The 19,760-nt window shown below is 63.5% G+C and carries 16 protein-coding genes; 12 read left to right on the forward strand and 4 right to left on the reverse strand.

Annotation, left to right across the window (positions count from 1 at the left end; genetic code table 11):
* Positions 1-52: 52 nt before the first annotated feature.
* The 3 genes from pimC to IVB29_RS31910 form a co-directional block, all read right to left on the reverse strand.
* The gene (pimC, locus tag IVB29_RS31900; RefSeq protein WP_247507378.1) at positions 53-1,243 is read right to left on the reverse strand and encodes a pimeloyl-CoA dehydrogenase large subunit; all 1,191 of its coding nucleotides are present in this window, start codon (positions 1,241-1,243) and stop codon (positions 53-55) included.
* An 18-nt stretch (positions 1,244-1,261) separates the two neighbouring features.
* On the reverse strand, positions 1,262-2,947 hold the full coding sequence (gene pimA / locus IVB29_RS31905) for a dicarboxylate--CoA ligase PimA (RefSeq protein WP_247507379.1): 1,686 nt from the start codon (positions 2,945-2,947) through the stop codon (positions 1,262-1,264).
* A gap of 220 nt (positions 2,948-3,167) precedes the next feature.
* Positions 3,168-5,264, reverse strand: a complete 2,097-nt coding sequence (locus IVB29_RS31910; RefSeq protein ID WP_247507380.1) for a 3-hydroxyacyl-CoA dehydrogenase NAD-binding domain-containing protein — start codon at positions 5,262-5,264, stop codon at positions 3,168-3,170.
* Positions 5,265-5,394: 130 nt separating this feature from the next.
* Between IVB29_RS31910 and IVB29_RS31915 the strand changes: the two genes are divergently transcribed.
* The 9 genes from IVB29_RS31915 to IVB29_RS31955 all read left to right on the forward strand — a co-directional run bounded on the left by IVB29_RS31915 (position 5,395) and on the right by IVB29_RS31955 (position 15,307).
* On the forward strand, positions 5,395-6,261 hold the full coding sequence (locus IVB29_RS31915; protein ID WP_247507381.1) for an IclR family transcriptional regulator: 867 nt from the start codon (positions 5,395-5,397) through the stop codon (positions 6,259-6,261).
* A gap of 66 nt (positions 6,262-6,327) precedes the next feature.
* Entirely contained in the window at positions 6,328-7,125 is a 798-nt protein-coding gene (locus IVB29_RS31920) for an ABC transporter ATP-binding protein (protein WP_247507382.1), read from the forward strand.
* The gene (locus IVB29_RS31925; RefSeq protein WP_247507383.1) at positions 7,122-7,835 is read left to right on the forward strand and encodes an ABC transporter ATP-binding protein; all 714 of its coding nucleotides are present in this window, start codon (positions 7,122-7,124) and stop codon (positions 7,833-7,835) included. The genes IVB29_RS31920 and IVB29_RS31925 overlap by 4 nt, the downstream gene beginning before the upstream one ends.
* 12 nt (positions 7,836-7,847) lie before the next feature.
* The gene (locus IVB29_RS31930) at positions 7,848-8,726 is read left to right on the forward strand and encodes a branched-chain amino acid ABC transporter permease (RefSeq protein WP_247507384.1); all 879 of its coding nucleotides are present in this window, start codon (positions 7,848-7,850) and stop codon (positions 8,724-8,726) included.
* Between the two features lie 2 nt (positions 8,727-8,728).
* Positions 8,729-9,745, forward strand: coding sequence for a branched-chain amino acid ABC transporter permease (locus IVB29_RS31935; RefSeq protein ID WP_247507385.1), 1,017 nt, complete (start codon positions 8,729-8,731; stop codon positions 9,743-9,745).
* 31 nt (positions 9,746-9,776) lie between these two features.
* Complete coding sequence (locus tag IVB29_RS31940; RefSeq protein ID WP_247507386.1) at positions 9,777-11,006, forward strand: ABC transporter substrate-binding protein; 1,230 nt, start codon at positions 9,777-9,779, stop codon at positions 11,004-11,006.
* Between the two features lie 120 nt (positions 11,007-11,126).
* Positions 11,127-12,353: an ABC transporter substrate-binding protein gene (locus tag IVB29_RS31945; protein WP_247507387.1), complete on the forward strand. Its 1,227-nt coding sequence runs from the start codon at positions 11,127-11,129 to the stop codon at positions 12,351-12,353.
* Between the two features lie 239 nt (positions 12,354-12,592).
* A complete protein-coding gene (locus IVB29_RS31950) occupies positions 12,593-13,822 on the forward strand; it encodes an ABC transporter substrate-binding protein (RefSeq protein WP_247507388.1) in 1,230 nt (409 codons plus the stop codon).
* 201 nt (positions 13,823-14,023) lie between these two features.
* Positions 14,024-15,307 carry a glycerate kinase gene (locus IVB29_RS31955; RefSeq protein WP_247507389.1) on the forward strand — a complete coding sequence of 428 codons (1,284 nt, stop codon included), beginning with the start codon at positions 14,024-14,026 and terminating at the stop codon, positions 15,305-15,307.
* A gap of 166 nt (positions 15,308-15,473) precedes the next feature.
* On the opposite strand, the gene IVB29_RS31960 is transcribed toward IVB29_RS31955, so the two are convergent.
* A complete protein-coding gene (locus IVB29_RS31960) occupies positions 15,474-15,995 on the reverse strand; it encodes a MarR family transcriptional regulator (protein ID WP_247507390.1) in 522 nt (173 codons plus the stop codon).
* A gap of 177 nt (positions 15,996-16,172) precedes the next feature.
* On the opposite strand from IVB29_RS31960, the gene IVB29_RS31965 reads away from it, so the two are divergent.
* The 3 genes from IVB29_RS31965 to IVB29_RS31975 are packed head-to-tail and all read left to right on the forward strand — an operon-like array spanning position 16,173 to position 19,718.
* The gene (locus IVB29_RS31965) at positions 16,173-17,213 is read left to right on the forward strand and encodes a branched-chain amino acid ABC transporter permease (RefSeq protein ID WP_247507391.1); all 1,041 of its coding nucleotides are present in this window, start codon (positions 16,173-16,175) and stop codon (positions 17,211-17,213) included.
* A gap of 7 nt (positions 17,214-17,220) precedes the next feature.
* The gene (locus IVB29_RS31970) at positions 17,221-18,990 is read left to right on the forward strand and encodes a branched-chain amino acid ABC transporter ATP-binding protein/permease (protein WP_247507392.1); all 1,770 of its coding nucleotides are present in this window, start codon (positions 17,221-17,223) and stop codon (positions 18,988-18,990) included.
* Positions 18,987-19,718 carry an ABC transporter ATP-binding protein gene (locus tag IVB29_RS31975; RefSeq protein ID WP_247507393.1) on the forward strand — a complete coding sequence of 244 codons (732 nt, stop codon included), beginning with the start codon at positions 18,987-18,989 and terminating at the stop codon, positions 19,716-19,718. Before IVB29_RS31970 ends, IVB29_RS31975 begins: the two co-directional genes overlap by 4 nt.
* Positions 19,719-19,760 lie beyond the last annotated feature (42 nt).

Consider the following 19,760-nt stretch of genomic DNA (forward strand, 5'->3'; position numbering starts at 1 on the left):
CCCCTCACCCCAACCCTCTCCCCGCAAGAGCGGGGAGAGGGGGAAGAAAGAGTCACAACCCCAGCACCGCCTTGGCGATGATGTTGCGCTGGATCTCGTTGGAGCCGCCGTAGATCGAGACCTTGCGGTTGTTGAAATAGCTCGGCGCGATCTGGGCGGTCCAGTCCATCGCTTCGTTCGAGCCGTCATCGCCGTGCACGTCGTAGGGCGCGGCGAACGGGCCGATCACTTCCATCAAGAGCTCGGTGGTGGTCTGCTGAATCTCGGAGCCCTTGATCTTCAGCACCGAGGACGCCGGATTGGGCTTGCCCTTGCCGTGCTTGCCCTCGTCGGCGACGACGCGCAGCTGCGTCAGCTCGAGCGCCTTCAGCTCGATCTCGCAGGCCGCGAGCTTCTCGCGAAAGGTCGCGTCCTGGATGATCGGCTTGCCGCCGGACTCGACCTTGGAGGCCAAATCGCGGATGCGGCGCAGCCGCTCCTTGGAGACGCCGACGCGCGCGATGCCGGTGCGCTCATTGCCGAGCAGGAATTTGGCGTAATCCCAGCCCTTGTTCTCCTCGCCGATCAGATTCTCGATGGGCACTTCGACGTCGTCGAAGAACACTTCGTTGACCTCGACGCCGCCGTCGATGGTCTGGATCGGGCGCACGGTGACGCCCTTCGATTTCATCGAGAACACGATGAAGGAGATGCCCATCTGCTTCTTGGCGTTGTTGTCGGTGCGGCAGAGACAGAAGATCATGTCGGCGTGCTGGGCGAGCGTGGTCCAGGTCTTCTGGCCGTTGATGATCCACTTGTGGCCCTTGCGCTCGGCTTTTGTCTTCAGCGAGGCTAGGTCGGAGCCGGAGCCGGGCTCGGAGAAGCCCTGGCACCACCAATCGTCGACGTTGGCGATGCGCGGCAGGTACTTCTTCTTCTGCTCCTCGTTGCCGAAGGTGTAGATGACGGGGCCGACCATGCTGACGCCGAAGGCGAGCGGCTGCGGCGCCGGATAGGACTGCAGCTCCTCGTTGAAGATGTAATGCTGCACGCTGCTCCAGCCGGTGCCGCCATATTGCGTCGGCCAGTGGCTGGTGCCCCAGCCCTTCTTGTTGAGGATGCGCCACCACGTCACCATCTCGTCCTTCGAGAGGTGGCGGCCCTCGACCAGCTTGCGCCGCGTATCCGGCGGCACGTTGCCGCGGAAGAATGTCCGCACTTCCTCGCGAAACGCCTGCTCTTCCTTCGTGAATGCGAGATCCATCGGATCCTCCTGTGAGCGTTATTCCTGGACTATAGCGTGCTGCTGGACTGACGATGACGATTGTTTCTGCTGCTGGCGCAGCTCGTGGCGCGACAGCTTGCCGACCGGCGTGCGCGGCAGATCGTCGACGAATTCGACCTCGACAGGCAGTTCGTGCTTGCCGAGCTTGCGGGCGAGCTGCGCGCGCAGTTCGTCGAGCGAGAACGGCTTGGCATCCGGCTTCAGCTTGATGAAGGCTTTTGCCGCCTCGCCGCGGTACCGGTCGGGAATGCCGAGCACGATCACCTCGTGCACGCCTGACACGGTGTAGATCGCCTGCTCGATCATCTGCGGATAGACGTTGAAGCCGCCGGAGATGATCATGTCCTTCTTGCGGTCGACCAGGAAGAAATAGCCGTCGGTGTCGACATAGCCGATGTCGCCGGTGAGAAAGCGGCCGTCGGAGAAGGATTCCGCCGATTCCTTCGGCTTGTTCCAGTAGCCCCTGGTGACGTTCGGGCCCTTGATGCGGATCTCGCCGACTTCGCCGGACGGCAGCACTTTTGTCGGATTGTCGAGCGAGACCACATCGAGCTCGATACCGGGCAGCATCAGGCCGATCGACCCGGGCTTGTCGGGGCCAACAGGCGGATGGCCGGTGCCGGGCGAGCAGGTCTCGGTCATGCCCCAGCCGCTTTTCAGTTTCTTGCCGATCTTGCGCTCGAAGAATTTTGCCACTTCCACCGGCAGCGGGGCGCCGCCGGAACCGATCGTGGCGAGCGAGGAGAAGTCGCGCTTGTCGAGATCAGGAAGTGCCGCGATCGCGATCCACATCGTCGGCACGCCCGGAAAGTACGTCGCGCGCTTGACCTCGATGTCGCGCATCACGGCCTCGACGTCGAAGCGCTGATGCAGCGAGATCAGATGGCCGCGGCTGAGCGTGGACAGCAGCACGACAGTGAGCGCGTAGATGTGGAACAGCGGCAGCACGCAGATGACGCGCTCGACAACATCGCCGCGCGTCGCGCGTGACGGTTTACCCCAGACGTCGTAGATCGACACGGCCGAGGAGAGATTGCCATGCGTCAGCATCGCGCCCTTGGGCAGGCCGGTGGTGCCGCCGGTATATTGCAGCAGCGCGACGTCGTCGGCGGTCACGGACGGCCATTGCGCGGGGGCAGTGGCGCCCTCGACGAAGGTCTTGAAGGTGACGATGCGGGGATCATCGGGGATCGCCGCCTGCGGCGTGCCGACCTTGCCCCAATTGTCGTCCTCGCAGACCACGAGGCGATCAATCAGCCCCTTTTCAAGAAACTTCAACGCGGTCGGAAGAAGTGCCGCGAGGTTCGAGGTGACGAGCAAGCGCGAGCCTGAATCGGAGACCTTGTGCGTCAGTGCGATCTCGCCGTCCAGCGGCGAGAGATGCGCGACGCGGGCGCCGGCCTTCAGCGCGCCGAAGAAATTGACGGGATGATCCGGCGTATTGCCGAGGAACAGCGCGACCGAACTGTTCTTGCCGATGCCTTCGCGCAGGAACGCAGCCGCCGCGCGCTCGGCCATCGCGGCGAGCTCGGTATAGGTGATCGGACGTTCCCGGAACTCCAGCGCGGTGCGCGGGCCGTATTCGGTGGCGGCGCTCGACAAGAGGTCGGGCAGCGAGCCCTGGACGATGGTGTCGTCCCAACGCACGCCCTCGGGATAAAACTGTTCGCCGGGATGGGTCATTAAAGTTCGTTACTCTTCGCTGACTGGATAGCAATTCTATGTAAGGCAGGCACCAGCGGTTGGGCTCCCTCCCCCCTTGTGGGGGAGGGTTGGGGAGAGGGGTAGCCACAAACGCTGACCTCGCCCGGGGCTGCCCCCCTCCCTACCCCTCCCCCACAAGGGGGGAGGGAACGGAGAGAGCGTTGCCGGGAGCGAACCATCGCGGCCACTGCCAATCCTATCAAGCCGCTTTCGACGCCGCCGCCAGCGAGGCGAACGTGCCGCCTTCGGCCGCGAGCTTCTTCAGCAAGGGCGCCGGCTCGAGGCTGGGGTCGTTGGTCTCCTTGGCGTAGAAGGCCAGGCGATCGGCGATGTGCTTGAGGCCGACGCTGTCCGCCCAGAACATCGGGCCGCCGCGATAGATCGGCCAGCCGTAACCGTAGAGCCAGACCACGTCGATGTCGGAGGGACGCGCCGCGATGCCCTCTTCGAGGATCTTTGCGCCCTCGTTGATCATCGGATACATCATGCGCTCCAAAATCTCGTCGTCGCTGACGATGCGCTTCTTGCGGCCGAGACGCAGCAGCGTCTCGTCGATCAGCTTTTCGACCTCGGGATCAGGCAGCGCCGAGCGGCTGCCTGCCTCATACTTGTAGTAACCCTTGCCGGTCTTCTGGCCGAAGCGACCGGCTTCGCACAGCGCATCCGCGATCTCCGACTTGATGCCGCGGTCCTTGCGCGAGCGCCAGCCGATGTCGAGGCCGGCGAGGTCGCCCATCGCGAACGGTCCCATTGGCATGCCGAATTTCGTGACGACAGCATCGACTTGCTGCGGCAGCGCGCCTTCGAACAAGAGTTTCTCCGACTGCTTGCCGCGCTGGGCCAGCATGCGGTTGCCGACAAAGCCATCGCAGACGCCGACCACGGCCGGCACCTTTGCAATCTTGCGCGCGATCGTCACAGCCGTCACGAGAGCATCCGGCGCGGTCTTGTCGGCGCGCACGATCTCGCACAGCTTCATGACATTGGCCGGCGAGAAGAAGTGCATGCCGAGCACGTCCTGCGGACGCTTGGTCGCCTTCGCGATCTCGTCGATGTTCAGATACGAGGTGTTGGAGGCGAGCACCGCGCCGGGCTTGACGTATTGGTCGAGCTTACCGAACACTTCCTTCTTGACCGCCATGGTCTCGAACACGGCTTCGATCACCAGGTCAGCGTCACCGACGTTCTCGATGCCGACGACGCCGGTGATCAGCGCCATGCGCTTGGCGGGCGCGTCCGCCGGGATGCCGCCGCGCGCGGCGGTTGCTTCCCAGTTCTTCTGCATGATGCCGAGGCCGCGCTTGAGCTGCTCTTCGCCGGTCTCGATCAGCGTGACGGGAACGCCGGCATTGGCAAAGGACATCGCGATGCCGCCGCCCATGGTGCCGGCGCCGAGAATGGCAACACGGTTAACGGGCCGCGGCTTGGTGCCCTCCGGCACGCCCGCGATCTTGTTGGCCTCGCGCTCGGCGAAGAAGGCATAGCGCTGGGCCTTGGACTGGTCGCTGGCGACGAGCTTCAAGAAGCCCTCGCGCTCCTTCTTCAGACCTTCGTCGAACGGCAGGTCGATGGCCGCGCCGACGGCGTCGGCGGCGGCGAACGGCGCTTCCAGGCCGCGCGACTTCTTGGTCATGGCGGCGACCGCGTTGGTGAAGATCGAGCGGTCGGCTTTCGCCGCTGCGATCTTGGAATCGTCGTCGCGCAGGCGGCGCAGCGGACGCTTTTCGGCCAGCAGCTTGCGGACGAAAGCCTCACCGCCGGAGGCAGGTCCCTCGACGATCTCCTCGATCAGGCCATTCTTGAGGGCCTCCGCAGCGCCAATGGGATCACCGCCGACGATCATCTTCACGGCGAGTTCAGGGCCGACCGCGCGCGGCAGACGCTGGGTGCCACCGGCGCCGGGCAGCAGGCCGAGCTTCACTTCGGGCAGGCCGAGCTTTGCTTCTTTCACAGCCACTCGGAAATGACAGGCGAGCGCGACCTCGAGGCCGCCCCCGAGCGCAGTGCCGTGGATCGCAGCCACGATCGGCTTCGGCGAACCCTCCATCTCGGCCAGCACTTCGTTGAGGCCGGGCGACTTCGGCGGCTTGCCGAATTCGGTGATATCGGCACCGGCAATGAAAGTACGGCCGGCGCAGGTCAGCACGATGCCCTTAATCGCGGGATCGGCGATAGCGGCCTTGATGCATTCCAGGATACCGCCCCGCACTGCGGCACTCAGCGCATTGACCGGAGGGCTGTTCACCGTGACGATCCCGACTTCGTCATGACGCTCAAGCTTGACCACTTCGCTCACGGTGTCCCTCCTTGGTGGGGATGTACTTTTGTTCGATTTCGCGGTGCGGAATTTAATTCCGCATCTTGACGGCAGGGTTATTTTGAAGCACGGACGTTGTCAACGACTCCGCGCAAGAAGCAGATCAGGGATGAAGCGTACAGGAAAGAAGACAGCGACCGACCGGAATTTCGTCGTCGCGCTTTCCCGCGGACTTGACGTATTGCGCGCATTCGAACCCAATGACGGCCTTCTCGGCAATCAGGAAATCGCGGCACGGACCAACCTGCCCAAGCCCACCGTGTCCCGGCTGACCTACACGTTGACCAAGCTCGGCTATCTGACACCGGTTCCCCGTTTCGAGAAATACCAGCTTGCGCCGGCCGCAATGGCGCTCGGTTACGCCGCGTTATCCAATCTCGGCGTTCGGCATTTGTCCGAACCGTTTCGCGAGGACATGATGCGCGCGACCGGCGGCGCGGTCGCGATCGGGGGCCGCGACCGTCACAGCATGATCTATTTCGGGCAAAGCCGTGGCAGCGAGACGGTCGGCGTTCAACTGGACGTCGGCTCCCGCGTGCCGATTGCAACCAGCGCGATGGGCCGTGCCTATTTCTGGGCGCTCGGCGAAGAGGATCGCGCCGAGCTGTCGCGTCTCTTGCGCGAACATTACGGCAGCCGCTGGCCGAAGATGCGCGACGGACTGGAGCGCTCCGGCGAGACGGTCGCGAAACACGGCTTTGCGATTTCGGTCGGCGACTGGCATGACGACATCGGCGCAGCCGGCGTCGCGCTCAGGCTCAACGACGGAACCGGGCCTTACGCATTCAATTGCGGCGCGCCGGCATTCCGCTTCACGGAAGAGCGATTGATCAACGACATTGGACCGCGTCTGCTTGCGATGGTAAGGAACATCGAAGCGGCACTCGGGGGACTGATGCCGCATTCCAAAAAAGACATCAGCAAAAAGCTGAAATCAGGAGGAAAAGTTGCGCGTGTGGCCGAGGGGATCAGATAGCCTTTGTCATGACGGGGAGCGGTTCGCATCGCCCCGTCGCCCGCAAAAAATTGTGGGCGAGACGACATGACGCAGGCACAGCTCGCGCAGGGAACATCGCCCCTGCTCGCGGTTCGCGACGTCAGCGTCGTGTTCGGCGGCATTGTCGCGCTCAACGGCGTGTCCTTTGACATGCACAAGGGCCAGATCCTCGGATTGATCGGCCCCAACGGCGCCGGCAAGACCACGCTCTTCAACTGTCTGTCACGCCTTTATCAGCCGTCATCCGGCGACATCCTGATGGAAGGCGCGAGTATTTTGACGCGGCCGCCGCACCGGATTGCCGAGATCGGCATCGGCCGCACCTTCCAGAACGTGGCGCTGTTTCCAAACCTCTCGGTGATGGACAACGTCCGCGTCGGCGCCCATTCGAAGACCTCCAGCGACATCATCAGCGACTCCCTGAGATTGGCCTGGGTCCGGCGCAGCGAGACCGACGTCAACAAGAAGGTCCACGAGATCCTCGCTTATCTCAAGCTCGAGGACGTCGCCCATACCGTCGTCTCCGGCCTCCCTTTCGGCACACAGAAGCGCGTCGAGCTGGCGCGCGCGCTCGCGGCCGATCCGAAGATCCTGCTGCTCGACGAGCCCGCCGGCGGTCTCAATCATGAGGAAGTCTATGTGCTCGGCGACCTCATCCGTCGCATCCGCGACGACCGCCACATGACTGTGCTGCTGGTCGAGCATCACATGGGCCTCGTGATGTCGATCGCCGACCACGTCGTCGCGCTGAATTTCGGCAAGAAGCTCGCAGAAGGCACGCCCGCCCAGGTGCAGGTAGACCCCGACGTCATCAAGGCCTATCTCGGGAGCAAGGATCAATGACGACGCTGCTCAACGTCAAGGACCTGCGCGCCTATTACGGCCAAGTCCAGGCGCTCCACGGGCTGTCTTTCTCGCTCGACGAGGGTTCGCTGACGACGCTGCTCGGGGCCAACGGCGCCGGCAAGACCACCACCTTGCGCGCGATCTGCAACATGGTGCGCTCCACCGGCGCGGTCGAGTTCGACGGCAAGCCGCTGAACAACCGTTCGACCGAGAACATCGTGCGGTTCGGCATCGCCCATGTCCCGCAGGGCCGCGGCACCTTCACCACCATGACGGTGGAGGAAAACCTTCAGCTCGGCGCCATCACCCGCAAGGACAGCGCCGGCATCGTCTCCGACATCGAGCGCATGTATGCGCATTTTCCGGTACTGAAGCAGCGCCACACCCAGCAGGCGGGCACGCTCTCCGGCGGCGAGCAGCAGATGCTCGCGGTCGCCCGCGCGCTGATGCTGCGGCCGCGGCTGATGCTGCTGGACGAGCCCTCTTTCGGCCTCGCGCCGCTGGTCGTGCGCGACCTGTTCGGCATCCTCGGCAAGATCAACCGCGAGGACAAGGTGTCGATCCTGGTGGTCGAGCAGAACGCGCAGCTCGCGCTCGAGCTTGCCGACCAGGCCTATGTGATCGAGACCGGCCGCATCGTGATGTCGGGCAACGCCAAGGACATCGCGAACAACGAAGAAATCCGCAAATCCTATCTGGGTTACTGAGGAGCCGGCACGATGGAGCTTTTTACCAACCAAGTGCTGGCCGGCATCGCCACGGGCGCGATCTATGCCTGCATGGCGCTGGCCGTGGTCATGATCTACCAGGCGATCGACCATCTCAATTTCGCACAAGGCGAGATGGCGATGTTCTCGACCTTCATTTCCTGGCAGCTGATGCAGTGGGGTATCCCCTATTGGGGCGCCTTCATCCTCACGCTGGCGCTGTCCTTCATCGCAGGCATCGCGATCGAACGGATCCTGTTCAAGCCGCTGGCGAAAGCGCCGATCCTGACCAACGTCGCCGGCTTCATCGCGCTGTTCGCGATCATCAACTCCTCGGCCGGCCTGATCTGGGACTTCACCATCAAGCAATATCCGACTCCGTTCGGCTCCGCACCGTTCCTGGGCAGCCAGCTGATCTCGACCCATCAGGCCGGCATGATCGGCGTGACCGTGCTGCTGCTGCTCGGCCTCTATTTCTTCTTCCAGTACACGCGGGTCGGCCTTGCCATGCGCGCTGCCGCATCAGTGCCTGAATCGGCCAGGCTCGTCGGCATCAACACGAGCTGGATGATCGCGCTCGGCTGGGGCATGGCGACGGCGATCGGCGCGATCGCGGGCATGTTGATCGCTCCCGTCGTGTTCCTCGAGCCCAACATGATGGGCGGCGTGCTGATCTACGGCTTTGCCGCGGCGGTGCTCGGTGGTCTCACCAGCCCGTTCGGCGCCGTGGTCGGCGGCTTCCTGGTCGGCGTCTTCGAGAACCTCGCCGGTACCTACATCCCCGGCGTCGGCAACGAGCTGAAGCTCCCGATCGCGCTCGCGCTGATCATCTCCGTCCTGGTCGTCAAACCCGCTGGCCTGTTCGGCCGGCAAATCGTCAAGCGAGTTTGATCATGAGCGCCGTAGAAGAAGTCGTCACGGAAGCCGCCGCCGTCGAGGCCGTTCCGAAGCGGGCCATGACGCTCGGCACCGGCACCTCGCTGCTGGTGCTCGCCGCGCTGATCATCATGCCAATCTTCGTCAAGAACTTCATCATCTTCCAGATGACGATGCTCCTGATCTACGGGCTGGCGGTGCTGGCGCTGAACATCCTGACCGGCGGCTCGGGCCAGTTTTCGCTCGGCCAGAGCGCGTTCTACGCGGTCGGCGCCTACACGACGGCGGTGCTGATGGAGCATTTCGACGTCAATTACGCGCTGACCTTGCCGATCGCCGGCGTGGTCTGTTTCGGCTTCGGCTTCCTGTTCGGGCAGCCGGCGCTGCGGCTCTCCGGCGTCTACCTCGCGCTCGCGACCTTCGCGCTCGCCACCGCGATGCCGCAGCTTCTGAAGCTGAACTTCCTCGAGCACTGGACCGGCGGCGTGCAGGGCCTCGTCGTCACCAAGCCGGATGCGCCGTTCGGCCTGAAGATGTCGCAGGACATGTGGCTCTATTATTTCTCGCTCGTGGTCGTGATCGGGATCTACATCCTTGCCGTGAACCTGCTGCGCTCCCGCTCGGGCCGCGCCTTCATGGCGATCCGCGACAACGAGATCGCGGCCTCGGCCATGGGTGTCGACGTCGCGCTGTACAAGACGCTGGCCTTCGGCGTCTCGGCCGCCATCACCGGCATCGCCGGCTCGCTCGGCGCCATCGCGGTGCAGTTCGTCGCGCCCGACAGCTACACCATCACGCTCGCGGTCTCGCTGTTCCTCGGCATGGTCGTCGGCGGCGTCGGATGGCTGCCCGGCTCGATCGTCGGCGCCGCCTTCATCATCTTCGTGCCGAACATCGCGGAGGGCATCTCCAAGGGCCTCTCCGGCGCCGTGTTCGGCGTGCTGCTGTTCCTCGTCATCTACCTCGTGCCGCATGGCGCAAGGCAAGTCGCGATCCTGGGCCAACAACTCGCCGGTAAGCTCAGAAAGAACTGAAAACACCAACATCAAGGAAGGAGACTTCGTTTTGTTTCTCGCAAGAATACTGCGAACCACCGCGCTCGTAACGGCGGTCGCGACCCTCACCTCCGGCGCAGCACTTGCCCAGAAGACGTACGACACCGGCGCGACCGATACCGAGATCAAGATCGGCAACATCATGCCGTACAGCGGCCCGGCGTCGGCCTATGGCATCATCGGCAAGACCGAAGAAGCCTATTTCAAGATGATCAACGACAAGGGCGGCATCAACGGCCGCAAGGTCAACTTCGTCAGCTATGACGACGGCTATTCGCCGCCGAAGGCCGTCGAGCAGGTTCGCAAGCTGGTCGAGAGCGACGAAGTGCTCGCCGTGTTCAACCCGCTCGGCACACCCTCGAACAGCGCGATCCAGAAATATCTGAACGCCAAGAAGATCCCGCAGCTGTTCGTCGCCACCGGCGCCACCAAGTGGAACGACGCGAAGAACTTTCCCTGGACCATGGGCTGGCAGCCCTCCTACCAGAGCGAAGCCCAGATCTACGCGAAATGGCTGTTGAAGGAGAAGCCCGACGCCAAGGTCGCGATCCTCTATCAGAACGACGATTTCGGCAAAGACTACCTCAAAGGCACCAAGGACGGTTTCGGCGCCAAGGCCTCGTCCATGATCGTCATGGAGGAGAGCTATGAGGTCTCCGAGCCGTCGATCGACGGACACATCGTCAAGATCAAGGCCGCCAATCCCGACGTGCTCCTGATCTACACGACGCCGAAGTTCGGCGCCCAGACCATCAAGAAGACCGCCGAGTTGAGCTGGAAGCCGCTCCAGATCATCACCAACGTGTCGGCCTCGGTCGGCAGCGTGATGAAGCCGGCGGGCCTCGAGGCCTCGCAAGGCGTGCTGTCCGCGGCCTATGCCAAGGACGGTGCCGACCCGCGCTGGAACGATGATCCCGGCATGAAGAAGTGGGCCGAGTTCCTCGATAAGTACATGCCCGGCGCCGACAAGACCGACTCCAGCGTCGTCTACGGCTATGGTGCCGCGCAGACGCTGGCCAAGGCACTGGAACAGTGCGGCGACAATCTCACCCGCGCCAATCTGATGAAGCAGGCCGCGAGCCTGAAGGACTTCACGCCGGACACGCTGCTGCCCGGCATCAAGATCAATACCGGTCCGAGCGACTTCGCCCCGATCAGCCAGCTTCAGATGCAGCGCTTCAAGGGCGAGAAGTGGGAACAGTTCGGCGAGATCCTGAGCGGCGACGTCGCTCCGGAATAATGTGCTGACGTAATAGTCCAAGTATCGAGAAGCCCCCGCGGGCACAACCGCGGGGGCTTTTTGTTGACGTCAGACGTCAATCTTGTTCAATGCGCTCGATCCAGCCGAGGTAGGAGAGCAATGGTCGCTGTTCGTTTTCAGGTTGTGGCCTTCTCGGCCACATTTGCGTTGTGCACTGCGGTGGTTGGCCCGGCGCTGGCGCAAAAGAAATACGACAGCGGCGCGTCCGATACCGAGATCAGAATCGGCAACATCATGCCCTATAGCGGGCCGGCCTCCGCCTATGCCGCGATCGGCAAGACCGAGGAAGCCTATTTCAACAAGGTCAATGCCGAGGGCGGCGTCAACGGCCGCAAGATCAAGTTCATCTCCTATGACGACGGCTATTCGCCGCCGAAGACGGTGGAGCAGGCGCGCAAGCTGGTCGAGAGCGACAACGTGCTGCTGATCTTCGGCTCGCTCGGCACCTCCACCAACGGCGCCATCCGCAAATACATGAACGAGAAAAAGGTGCCGCAGCTGTTCGTGGCGAGCGGCGCCTCGAAGTGGAACGACCCCAAGCAATATCCGTGGACGATGGGCTGGCAGCCGAGCTACGCCAGCGAGGCGCGCATCTACGCCAAATATCTCATGAAGGAGAAGCCGGACGGAAAGATCGGCGTGCTCTACCAGAACGACGATTTCGGCAAGGACTATCTGAAGGGGCTGAAGGACGGCCTCGGGGCCAAGGCCTCGATGATGGTCATGGAAGACGGCTACGACACCTCCGAGCCCGCGATCGACGAACACGTCGTGAAGCTGAAGGCTTCGGGCGCCGACATCTTCATCAGCATCACCACGCCAAAATTCGCGGCACAAGCGATCAAGAAGGCGGCCGAGATCAACTGGCATCCGGTGCACATCATCTCCAACGTCTCGGCCTCGGTCGGCGGCGTGCTGGAGCCCGCGGGCCTCGAGATATCGCAAGGCATTTTGTCGGCGAGCTACACCAAGGACGGCTCGGATCCGCAATGGAACGCCGATGACGGCATGAAGAAGTTTTACAATTTCCTCGCGCAATACGACCCCAAGGCCAACAAGCTCGATGCCGGCGTGGTGTTCGGCTACGCAGCAGCCCAGACCATGGTGAAGGTGCTGCAAAAGTGCGGCGACGACCTCACCCGCGACAACGTCATGAAGCAGGCCGCCTCCTTAAAGGATTTCGAACCGGACACGCTGCTGCCCGGCATCAAGATCAACACCGCAGCGGACAATTTCGCCCCGATCGAGCAGCTCCAGATGATGCGCTTCAAGGGCCGGAAATGGGAGCTGTTCGGCGACATCATCTCGAGCGAGATGGGCCATTGAGATCGATCAACTCAAAATCGCGTCAATGAAATTAAACAACTAGCGGCAGTCGCGGCCTCTCGCAGCGCACTCGATCCCGCACCCGCCTTTGACTACTAAAGAAGCAGCCCCAGCGACCTCGTCGCAGGGGCTTTCTGTTGTAGGCATGAGGCAAATCGTATTGAATTGCGGCCGCGTCGCCAAAAACAAGCAACACAAGAAAAGGGACGTACACACACCAAGAAAATAGGGAGATAGGAATGCCCGCTGTCACCGGCAAGCTTGCGGCCGCGTCGCTCGCGCTCGCGCTCATTGCGGCCTCGACCTCCGTCGCATCGGCCCAGAAGAAATACGATACCGGCGCGACCGACACCGAGATCAAGATCGGCAACATCATGCCCTACAGCGGACCGGCCTCCGCCTACGGCATCATCGGGCGGACCGAAGCCGCCTATTTCAAGAAGATCAACGACGAAGGCGGCATCAACGGCCGCAAGATCAACTACATCTCCTATGACGACGCCTATTCGCCGCCGAAGACGGTGGAGCAGGCGCGCAAGCTGGTCGAGAGCGACGAGGTGCTGTTCATCTTCAACTCGCTCGGCACGCCGCCGAACTCGGCGATCCACAAATACATGAACTCGAAGAAAGTGCCGCAGCTGTTCGTCGCGACCGGCGCCACCAAGTGGAACGATCCGCAGAACTTCCCCTGGACCATGGGCTGGCAGCCCAACTACCAGAGCGAAACGCAGATCTATGCGAAGTGGCTCTTGAAGAACAAGCCGGACGCCAAGATCGCCGTGCTCTTCCAGAACGATGATTACGGCAAGGACTATCTGAAGGGCCTGAAGGACGGACTGGGCGCGAAGGCCGCCTCGATGATCGTCATGGAGGAGAGCTACGAGACCTCCGAGCCGACCATCGACAACCATATCGTCAAGCTGAAGTCGACCGGCGCCGACGTGTTCATGAACATCACGACGCCGAAGTTCGCGGCGCAGGCGATCAAGAAGAATGCCGAGATCGGCTGGAAGCCGCTGCATTTCCTCAACAACGTCTCGGCCTCCGTCGGCAGCGTGATGAAGCCTGCCGGCTTCGAAAACGGTCAGGACATTATCTCGGCCGACTATCTGAAGGACGTCTCGGACCCGCAGTGGGCCAATGATGCCGGCATGAAGGACTTTCTCGCCTTCATGACCAAATACTTCCCCGAGGGCGACAAGCTCGATAAGGGCACGATCGTCGGCTATGCCGTGGCGCAGACGCTGGTTCAGGTCTTGAAGCAGTGCGGTGACGATCTCACGCGCGAGAACGTCATCAAGCAGGCGGCGAGCCTGAAGGACTTTCGCACCGAGGCGCTGCTGCCGGGCGTGAAGATCAACACCTCGCCGACCGATTTCGCGCCGATCAGCCAGCTTCAACTCGAGAAGTTCAAAGGCGAGAAGTTCGAGCTGTTCGGCGACGTGATCAGCGCCGACGTCGGCGGCTAGCCCCATTGAGGACGCGACGACGGAAGCCCCCTGCGAGACGATCGCGGGGGGCTTTTGCTTGCGCGTGGATTATGATCACGCGATTGCACAATCGAATGATGGTAAAGCCCGCTTACGCTTTGGCGCCTGATGCGGTAGGCAGGGGCCAGGCGATCTCGTCGCCATCATTTTAGTTCCAAGAGTCCATCCAAGGCTATCGTCATGACCGACCGCCGTCCCCTGCTCCGCGCGCTCTACGATGCCGCCGTTGCCGCCGCCCATCCGAGCACGATTCTGGCGCCGCATTTGCGGCCCGCGCCGAAGGGGCGCGTGATTTGCCTCGCCGCCGGCAAGGGCGCAGGCGCGATGGCGGCGGCCGCGGAGCGGCATTATCTCGACACGCTCAAACTCGCGCCGGAGCGTCTCGTCGGCATCGCCACCACGCGCCACGGCTATGGCGTGCCGACGCGCCGCATCCGCGTGGTCGAGGCCGGCCATCCCGTTCCTGATGAAGCTGGATTGAAGGGCGCAGCCGACACGCTCGCGCTCGCCGGCGAGGCCGGCCCTGACGATCTGCTGCTGGTGCTGCTCACTGGCGGCGGCTCGGCGAACTGGATCGCGCCGGTGGACGGTATCAGCTTTGCGCAGAAGCAGGCGGTCAACAAGGCGCTGTTACGCTCCGGCGCGCCGATCGGCGAGATGAATATCGTGCGCAAGCATCTCTCGCGCATCAAGGGCGGACATCTTGCGCATGCGGGCAAAAATGCCGCCGAGATCGTGACGCTGGCGATCTCCGACGTGCCGCATGACGATCCTTCCGCGATCGCCTCCGGTCCGACAGTGCCCGATCCGACCACGCTCGCTGACGCGCGCGCGATCGTCGCAAAATACAAGCTCGACATCGACGACGCCGTGCGCCGCGCGCTCGACGATCCAATCAACGAAAGCTGCAAGCCGGGCGATGCCGCCTTTGCGCGCGCTTCGTTCGAGCTGATCGCGCGGCCCAAGCAATCGCTCGATGCCGCGGTGAAGCTTGCGAAGGATGCCGGCTACGAGACCATCGATCTCGGCGCCGATCTCGAAGGCGAGGCCCGCGAGGTCGCGGCCGCTCACGCGAAGCTGGCGCTGAATGCGCGCGCGCAGGGCAAGCGCCTCGCGATCCTTTCCGGCGGCGAGCTCACGGTCACCGTGCGCGGCAATGGCCGCGGCGGCCCGAACCAGGAATACGCGCTGGCGCTGGCGGAGTTGCTGAAGGACACGCCTGATATTTCCGCGCTTGCCGGCGACACCGACGGCGCCGATGGCGGCGCCGGCCACCCCACCGATCCCGCCGGCGCCCTGATCGACGCTGTGACGTTTGCGAAGATGAAGGCGCAGGGCCTTCAGCCGCAGGCGTATCTCGACAACAACGACGCGACCAGTTTCTTCGAGGCGACGGGTGATTTGCTGCAGCCGGGCCCGACGCTGACGAACGTGAACGATATCAGGGTGATTTTGGTGGATTGAGGCGGCGGCCCCAACGACGCTGTCATTCCCCGCGAAGGCGGGCAATCCAGTAGGCCGCAGCCTCTCCGTATCCGAACTCCGGTCTCTGGAATACCGGATCGTCCGCCTTCGCGGACGATGACAGCGGAGAATGTGGATAGCCCGCTCGGCCGCCTGCCGCCGAAGCTCAAAACTCGTTCGCTATTTTCGACAACATCCCGAGCAGGGCTTCGCGGTTGGCCTGCCCCAACAGCTCGTTCAGCCGGGCCTCGTGCTTGGTGGCGACGAGCTTTTTCGCCCGCGCCAGTACGGCCTTGCCCTTGTCGGTCAGCACCAGGATGTGCGAGCGGCGGTCGTTGGTGGAGCGGATGCGCGCGCAGAGGTCGCGGCTCTCGAGATTGTCGAGAAGGGCCACGAAATTCGGGCGCAGGATGCCGAGGGTGGAGGCGATTTCGGTCTGGTTACGGCCCGGATTCTTCTCGACCAGCAGCAGCACCGAGAACTGCGCCGGCGTGAGCTGGAGCGAGGCCATGCAACGCAAGAAATTCTCGAACACCTTGAGCTGCGCCCGCTTCAGCACATAGCCGAGCTGTTCGGACAATTCGCCGAGCTGGAGGGCCTCCGGCTGCCCATCGGTCGCATCCTTGCGGCCCTTGGCCGCGTCGCCGGGTTTTTCAGAAGACTTTTCAGCGGTTTTGGAAACGGTCATCGCCTCGTGCTCGTGATCCCGCTAAATTCGGGGCGGATCGTTCCCCGCCCTTGATGTTATGATTTATAATTGTTATGGACCATATCAAATATCGTCAGCGGATTTCAATGGCTGTGAGCGGACCATCCACCGCAATTGCGGAGACCGGTTCGCAATCTTGAGGGGGAGCGTCCGGTCTTGAATACCACCATCATGCTGTTCCTGGTGCAGGACGGCATCACCAATGGCGCGATTTACGCGCTGCTCGGCCTGGCGCTGGTGCTGGTGTTCGCCGTCACCCGCGTGATCCTGATCCCCCAGGGCGAATTCGTCACCTACGGCGCGCTGACCTATGCTTCGCTGGCCTCGGGCCAGCTGCCGGGCACGGCGAAACTCGCGCTGGCGCTCGGCATCGGCGCCTTCGCCTTCGACCTGTTCGTGGCCCGCAAGGCGCTGCATGGCCGGCTGATCCTGCGCAGCTTCCTCACCAATGTCGTGCTGCCGGCGATCGTGCTGGCGCTGACCTTTTACTTTGCCGCACAGAAGCCGCCGGTCGCGGTCTGCATCGCGCTGTCGCTGGTGATCGTGGCGATGATCGGCCTGTATCTCTACCGCGTCGCGTTCCAGCCGCTGGCGCACACCTCAGTGCTGGTGCTGCTCATCGCATCGGTGGGCGTCCACCTCGCGCTGCAGGGGCTGGGACTGCTGTTCTTCGGGGCCGAAGGCCAGCGCGGACCTGCCGTGCTGTCCGGCTCCTTCACCGCCGGCGCACTGCGCTTTACCGGCCAGAGCCTCACAGTCTACGGCATCACCATCGCCTTCATCGTCGGGCTCTGGCTCTTCTTCGGCCTGACGCTCTACGGCAAGGCACTGCGCGCGACCGCCGTGAACCGGCTCGGCGCGCGGCTTGCCGGCATCCGCACTACACTCTCCGGCCAGATCGCCTTCCTGCTGGCGTCCGTGATCGGCGCGCTGTCGGGCATCATGATCGTGCCGATCACGACGCTCTACTACGATTCAGGCTTCCTGATCGGCCTGAAGGGCTTTGTCGCCGCGATCATCGGCGGCCTCGTCAGCTACCCCCTCACCGCCGTCGCGGCGCTGTTCGTCGGCATCGTCGAGGCGTTCTCGTCCTTCTACGCCTCCAACTACAAGGAAGTGATCGTCTTCATGCTGCTGATCCCCGTGCTGCTGCTGCGCTCGCTCGCCGCGCCCGCGGTCGAGGAAGAGAAGGACTGACGCCAAGATGCAGAGCCGGCTTCCCATCCTCATCTTCGCTCTCGTCATGGCGGCGATCCCGTTCGTCCCGGGCATGCCGCCGTTCTGGATCGTGCTGCTCGACAATATCGGCCTGACCGCGCTGGTCGCGATGGGCCTCGTGCTGCTGACCGGCGTCGGCGGTCTGACCTCGTTCGGCCAGGCAGCCTTCGTCGGCTTCGGCGCCTACACCACTGCGGTGCTGTCGACGGCCTATGGCCTGTCGCCGTGGCTGACCTTGCCGCTGTCGCTCCTGGTCAGCGGATTGCTGGCGGTGCTGCTCGGCCTCGTCACCGTCCGCCTCTCCGGCCATTATCTGCCGCTCGGCACGCTCGCCTGGGGGCTCGGCCTGTTTTATCTCTTCAGCAAGCTGGAATTCTTAGGGAGAAACGACGGCATCTCGGCGATCCCGCCGCTCTCGATCGGGTCATTCAAGATGCTCTCGCCCGGCTCGATCTATTACGCGATCTGGGTCGCGGTGATCGTCTCGGCGCTGCTGACGATGAATCTTTTGGACTCCCGCACCGGCCGCGCCATCCGTGCGCTGCGCCGCGGGCATGTCGCGGCCGAAGCGTTCGGCGTACACACGCCGCGCGCCAAAATGCTAGTGTTCATTCATGCCGCGGTGCTCGCCGGCCTGTCCGGCTGGCTCTATGCGCATCTTCAGCGCGCGGTGAACCCGACGCCGTTCGGCGCGCAGGCGGGCATCGAGTATCTCTTCATCGCGGTGGTCGGCGGCGCCGGCTATGTCTGGGGCGGCGTGCTTGGCGCGGCGATCGTCGTGGTGCTGAAGGAAGTGCTGCAGAGTTATCTGCCGCTGATCCTGCCCGGCTCCGGCCAGGTCGAGACCATCGTGTTCGGCATCATGCTGGTGGCGCTGCTGCAACTCGCGCCCGGCGGCGTCTGGCCCTGGCTGATGTCGTTCCTGCCCGAGGCTACCCGTGGCAAGAAGCCGGACACCTCGCTGAAACTGGAGCAGCGCCCCCGCGCGCCCGGCCAGGACAGCGTACTGCTCCACGTCGAAAAAGCGCGCAAGCAATTTGGCGGCGTGATCGCGGTCAACAACGTTTCCTTCGACGTCCAGGCCCGCGAGATCGTCGCATTGATCGGGCCGAACGGCGCCGGCAAGAGCACCACGTTCAACCTGATCACCGGCGTGCTGTCGGCGACGTCAGGCTCGATCTCCGTGCTCGGCAAGAAGGTCGACAACGCACCGCCGCAGGAGATCGTCAAGCTCGGCATCAGCAGGACCTTCCAGCATGTGAAGCTGGTGCCTGATATGACCGTACTGGAGAATGTCGCGATCGGCGCCCATCTGCGCGGCCATTCCGGCCCGATCTCCTCGATGCTGCGGCTCGACCGCGCTGACGAGGCAAAGCTGCTCGCGGAAGCCGCCCGCCAGATCGAGCGCGTCGGCCTTGCCGAGCAGATGCATCAGCTCGCAGGCTCGCTCTCGCTCGGTCAGCAGCGCATCGTCGAGATTGCCCGGGCGCTCTGCGTCGATCCGATGCTGCTGCTGCTCGACGAACCGGCCGCGGGCCTGCGCCACATGGAGAAGCAGCGGCTCGCGACGCTGCTGCGCGAGCTGCGCGACGGCGGCATGAGCGTGCTGCTGGTCGAGCACGACATGGGCTTTGTCATGAACCTCGCCGACCGCATCGTGGTGCTGGATTTCGGCACCAAGATCGCGGAGGGCACGCCCGCCACGATCAAGACCAATCCCGAAGTGATCAAGGCCTATCTCGGAGTGGCGGCATGAGTGCGCTGTTGTCCGTCACCGATGCGCACGTCGCCTATGGCAAGGTCGAGGCGGTACGTTCGGTCTCGCTCGAGGTCGGCCAAAACCAGATCGTCACCATCGTCGGCGCCAACGGCGCCGGCAAGACCACGCTGCTCTCCGCGATCATGGGAATTTTTCCGCTGAAGGGCCGCGTCGCTTTTGCCGGGCAGGATCTCGCCCGGCTCGACATCGAGGACCGCGTCGCGATGGGGCTCGGCCTCGTCCCCGAACACCGCGAATTGTTCGTGACCATGAATGTCGAGGACAATCTCGAGCTGGGCGCGTTCCGCATCGAGAGAGCCAAAGCAAAGGCGTCGATGGAGCGGATCTATACGCTGTTCCCGCGGCTGAAGGAGCGCCGCAAGCAGCTCGCCGGGACGCTGTCCGGTGGCGAGCAACAGATGCTCGCGATGGGCCGCGCGCTGATGGGCGAGCCGAAACTCCTGATGCTGGACGAGCCGAGCCTCGGTCTGGCTCCAATCATCGTCGCCGACATTTTCCGGATCGTCACTGAGCTGCGCGCCGGCGGCGTCTCGGTGCTGCTGGTCGAGCAGAACGCGCAGGCCGCACTGAAGATCGCCGACCAGGCCTATGTGATGGAGCTCGGTGAGTTCGTGCTCAGCGGCAAGGCCAGCGATATCGCGGCGAATGAGCGGGTTGCGGCGAGCTATCTCGGCTTCCAGCACGAAGGCGCGAGTGTGTTGTAGCTTTTACCCTCCCCTGGAGGGGGAGGGTAAGCGAGCGCCGCG

It is taken from the genome of Bradyrhizobium sp. 1, from assembly GCF_023073315.1.
GTDB lineage: Bacteria > Pseudomonadota > Alphaproteobacteria > Rhizobiales > Xanthobacteraceae > Bradyrhizobium.

Bases quoted from the DNA above. Each gene is read 5' to 3' on its own strand.
- pimC (WP_247507378.1), bottom strand. From the start codon at position 1,243: ATGGATCTCGCATTCACGAAGGAAGAGCAGGCGTTTCGCGAGGAAGTG.
- pimA (WP_247507379.1), bottom strand. From the start codon at position 2,947: ATGACCCATCCCGGCGAACAGTTTTATCCCGAGGGCGTGCGTTGGGAC.
- IVB29_RS31915 (WP_247507381.1), top strand. From the start codon at position 5,395: ATGAAGCGTACAGGAAAGAAGACAGCGACCGACCGGAATTTCGTCGTC.
- IVB29_RS31920 (WP_247507382.1), top strand. From the start codon at position 6,328: ATGACGCAGGCACAGCTCGCGCAGGGAACATCGCCCCTGCTCGCGGTT.
- IVB29_RS31925 (WP_247507383.1), top strand. From the start codon at position 7,122: ATGACGACGCTGCTCAACGTCAAGGACCTGCGCGCCTATTACGGCCAA.
- IVB29_RS31930 (WP_247507384.1), top strand. From the start codon at position 7,848: ATGGAGCTTTTTACCAACCAAGTGCTGGCCGGCATCGCCACGGGCGCG.
- IVB29_RS31935 (WP_247507385.1), top strand. From the start codon at position 8,729: ATGAGCGCCGTAGAAGAAGTCGTCACGGAAGCCGCCGCCGTCGAGGCC.
- IVB29_RS31945 (WP_247507387.1), top strand. From the start codon at position 11,127: ATGGTCGCTGTTCGTTTTCAGGTTGTGGCCTTCTCGGCCACATTTGCG.
- IVB29_RS31950 (WP_247507388.1), top strand. From the start codon at position 12,593: ATGCCCGCTGTCACCGGCAAGCTTGCGGCCGCGTCGCTCGCGCTCGCG.
- IVB29_RS31955 (WP_247507389.1), top strand. From the start codon at position 14,024: ATGACCGACCGCCGTCCCCTGCTCCGCGCGCTCTACGATGCCGCCGTT.
- IVB29_RS31960 (WP_247507390.1), bottom strand. From the start codon at position 15,995: ATGACCGTTTCCAAAACCGCTGAAAAGTCTTCTGAAAAACCCGGCGAC.
- IVB29_RS31970 (WP_247507392.1), top strand. From the start codon at position 17,221: ATGCAGAGCCGGCTTCCCATCCTCATCTTCGCTCTCGTCATGGCGGCG.
- IVB29_RS31975 (WP_247507393.1), top strand. From the start codon at position 18,987: ATGAGTGCGCTGTTGTCCGTCACCGATGCGCACGTCGCCTATGGCAAG.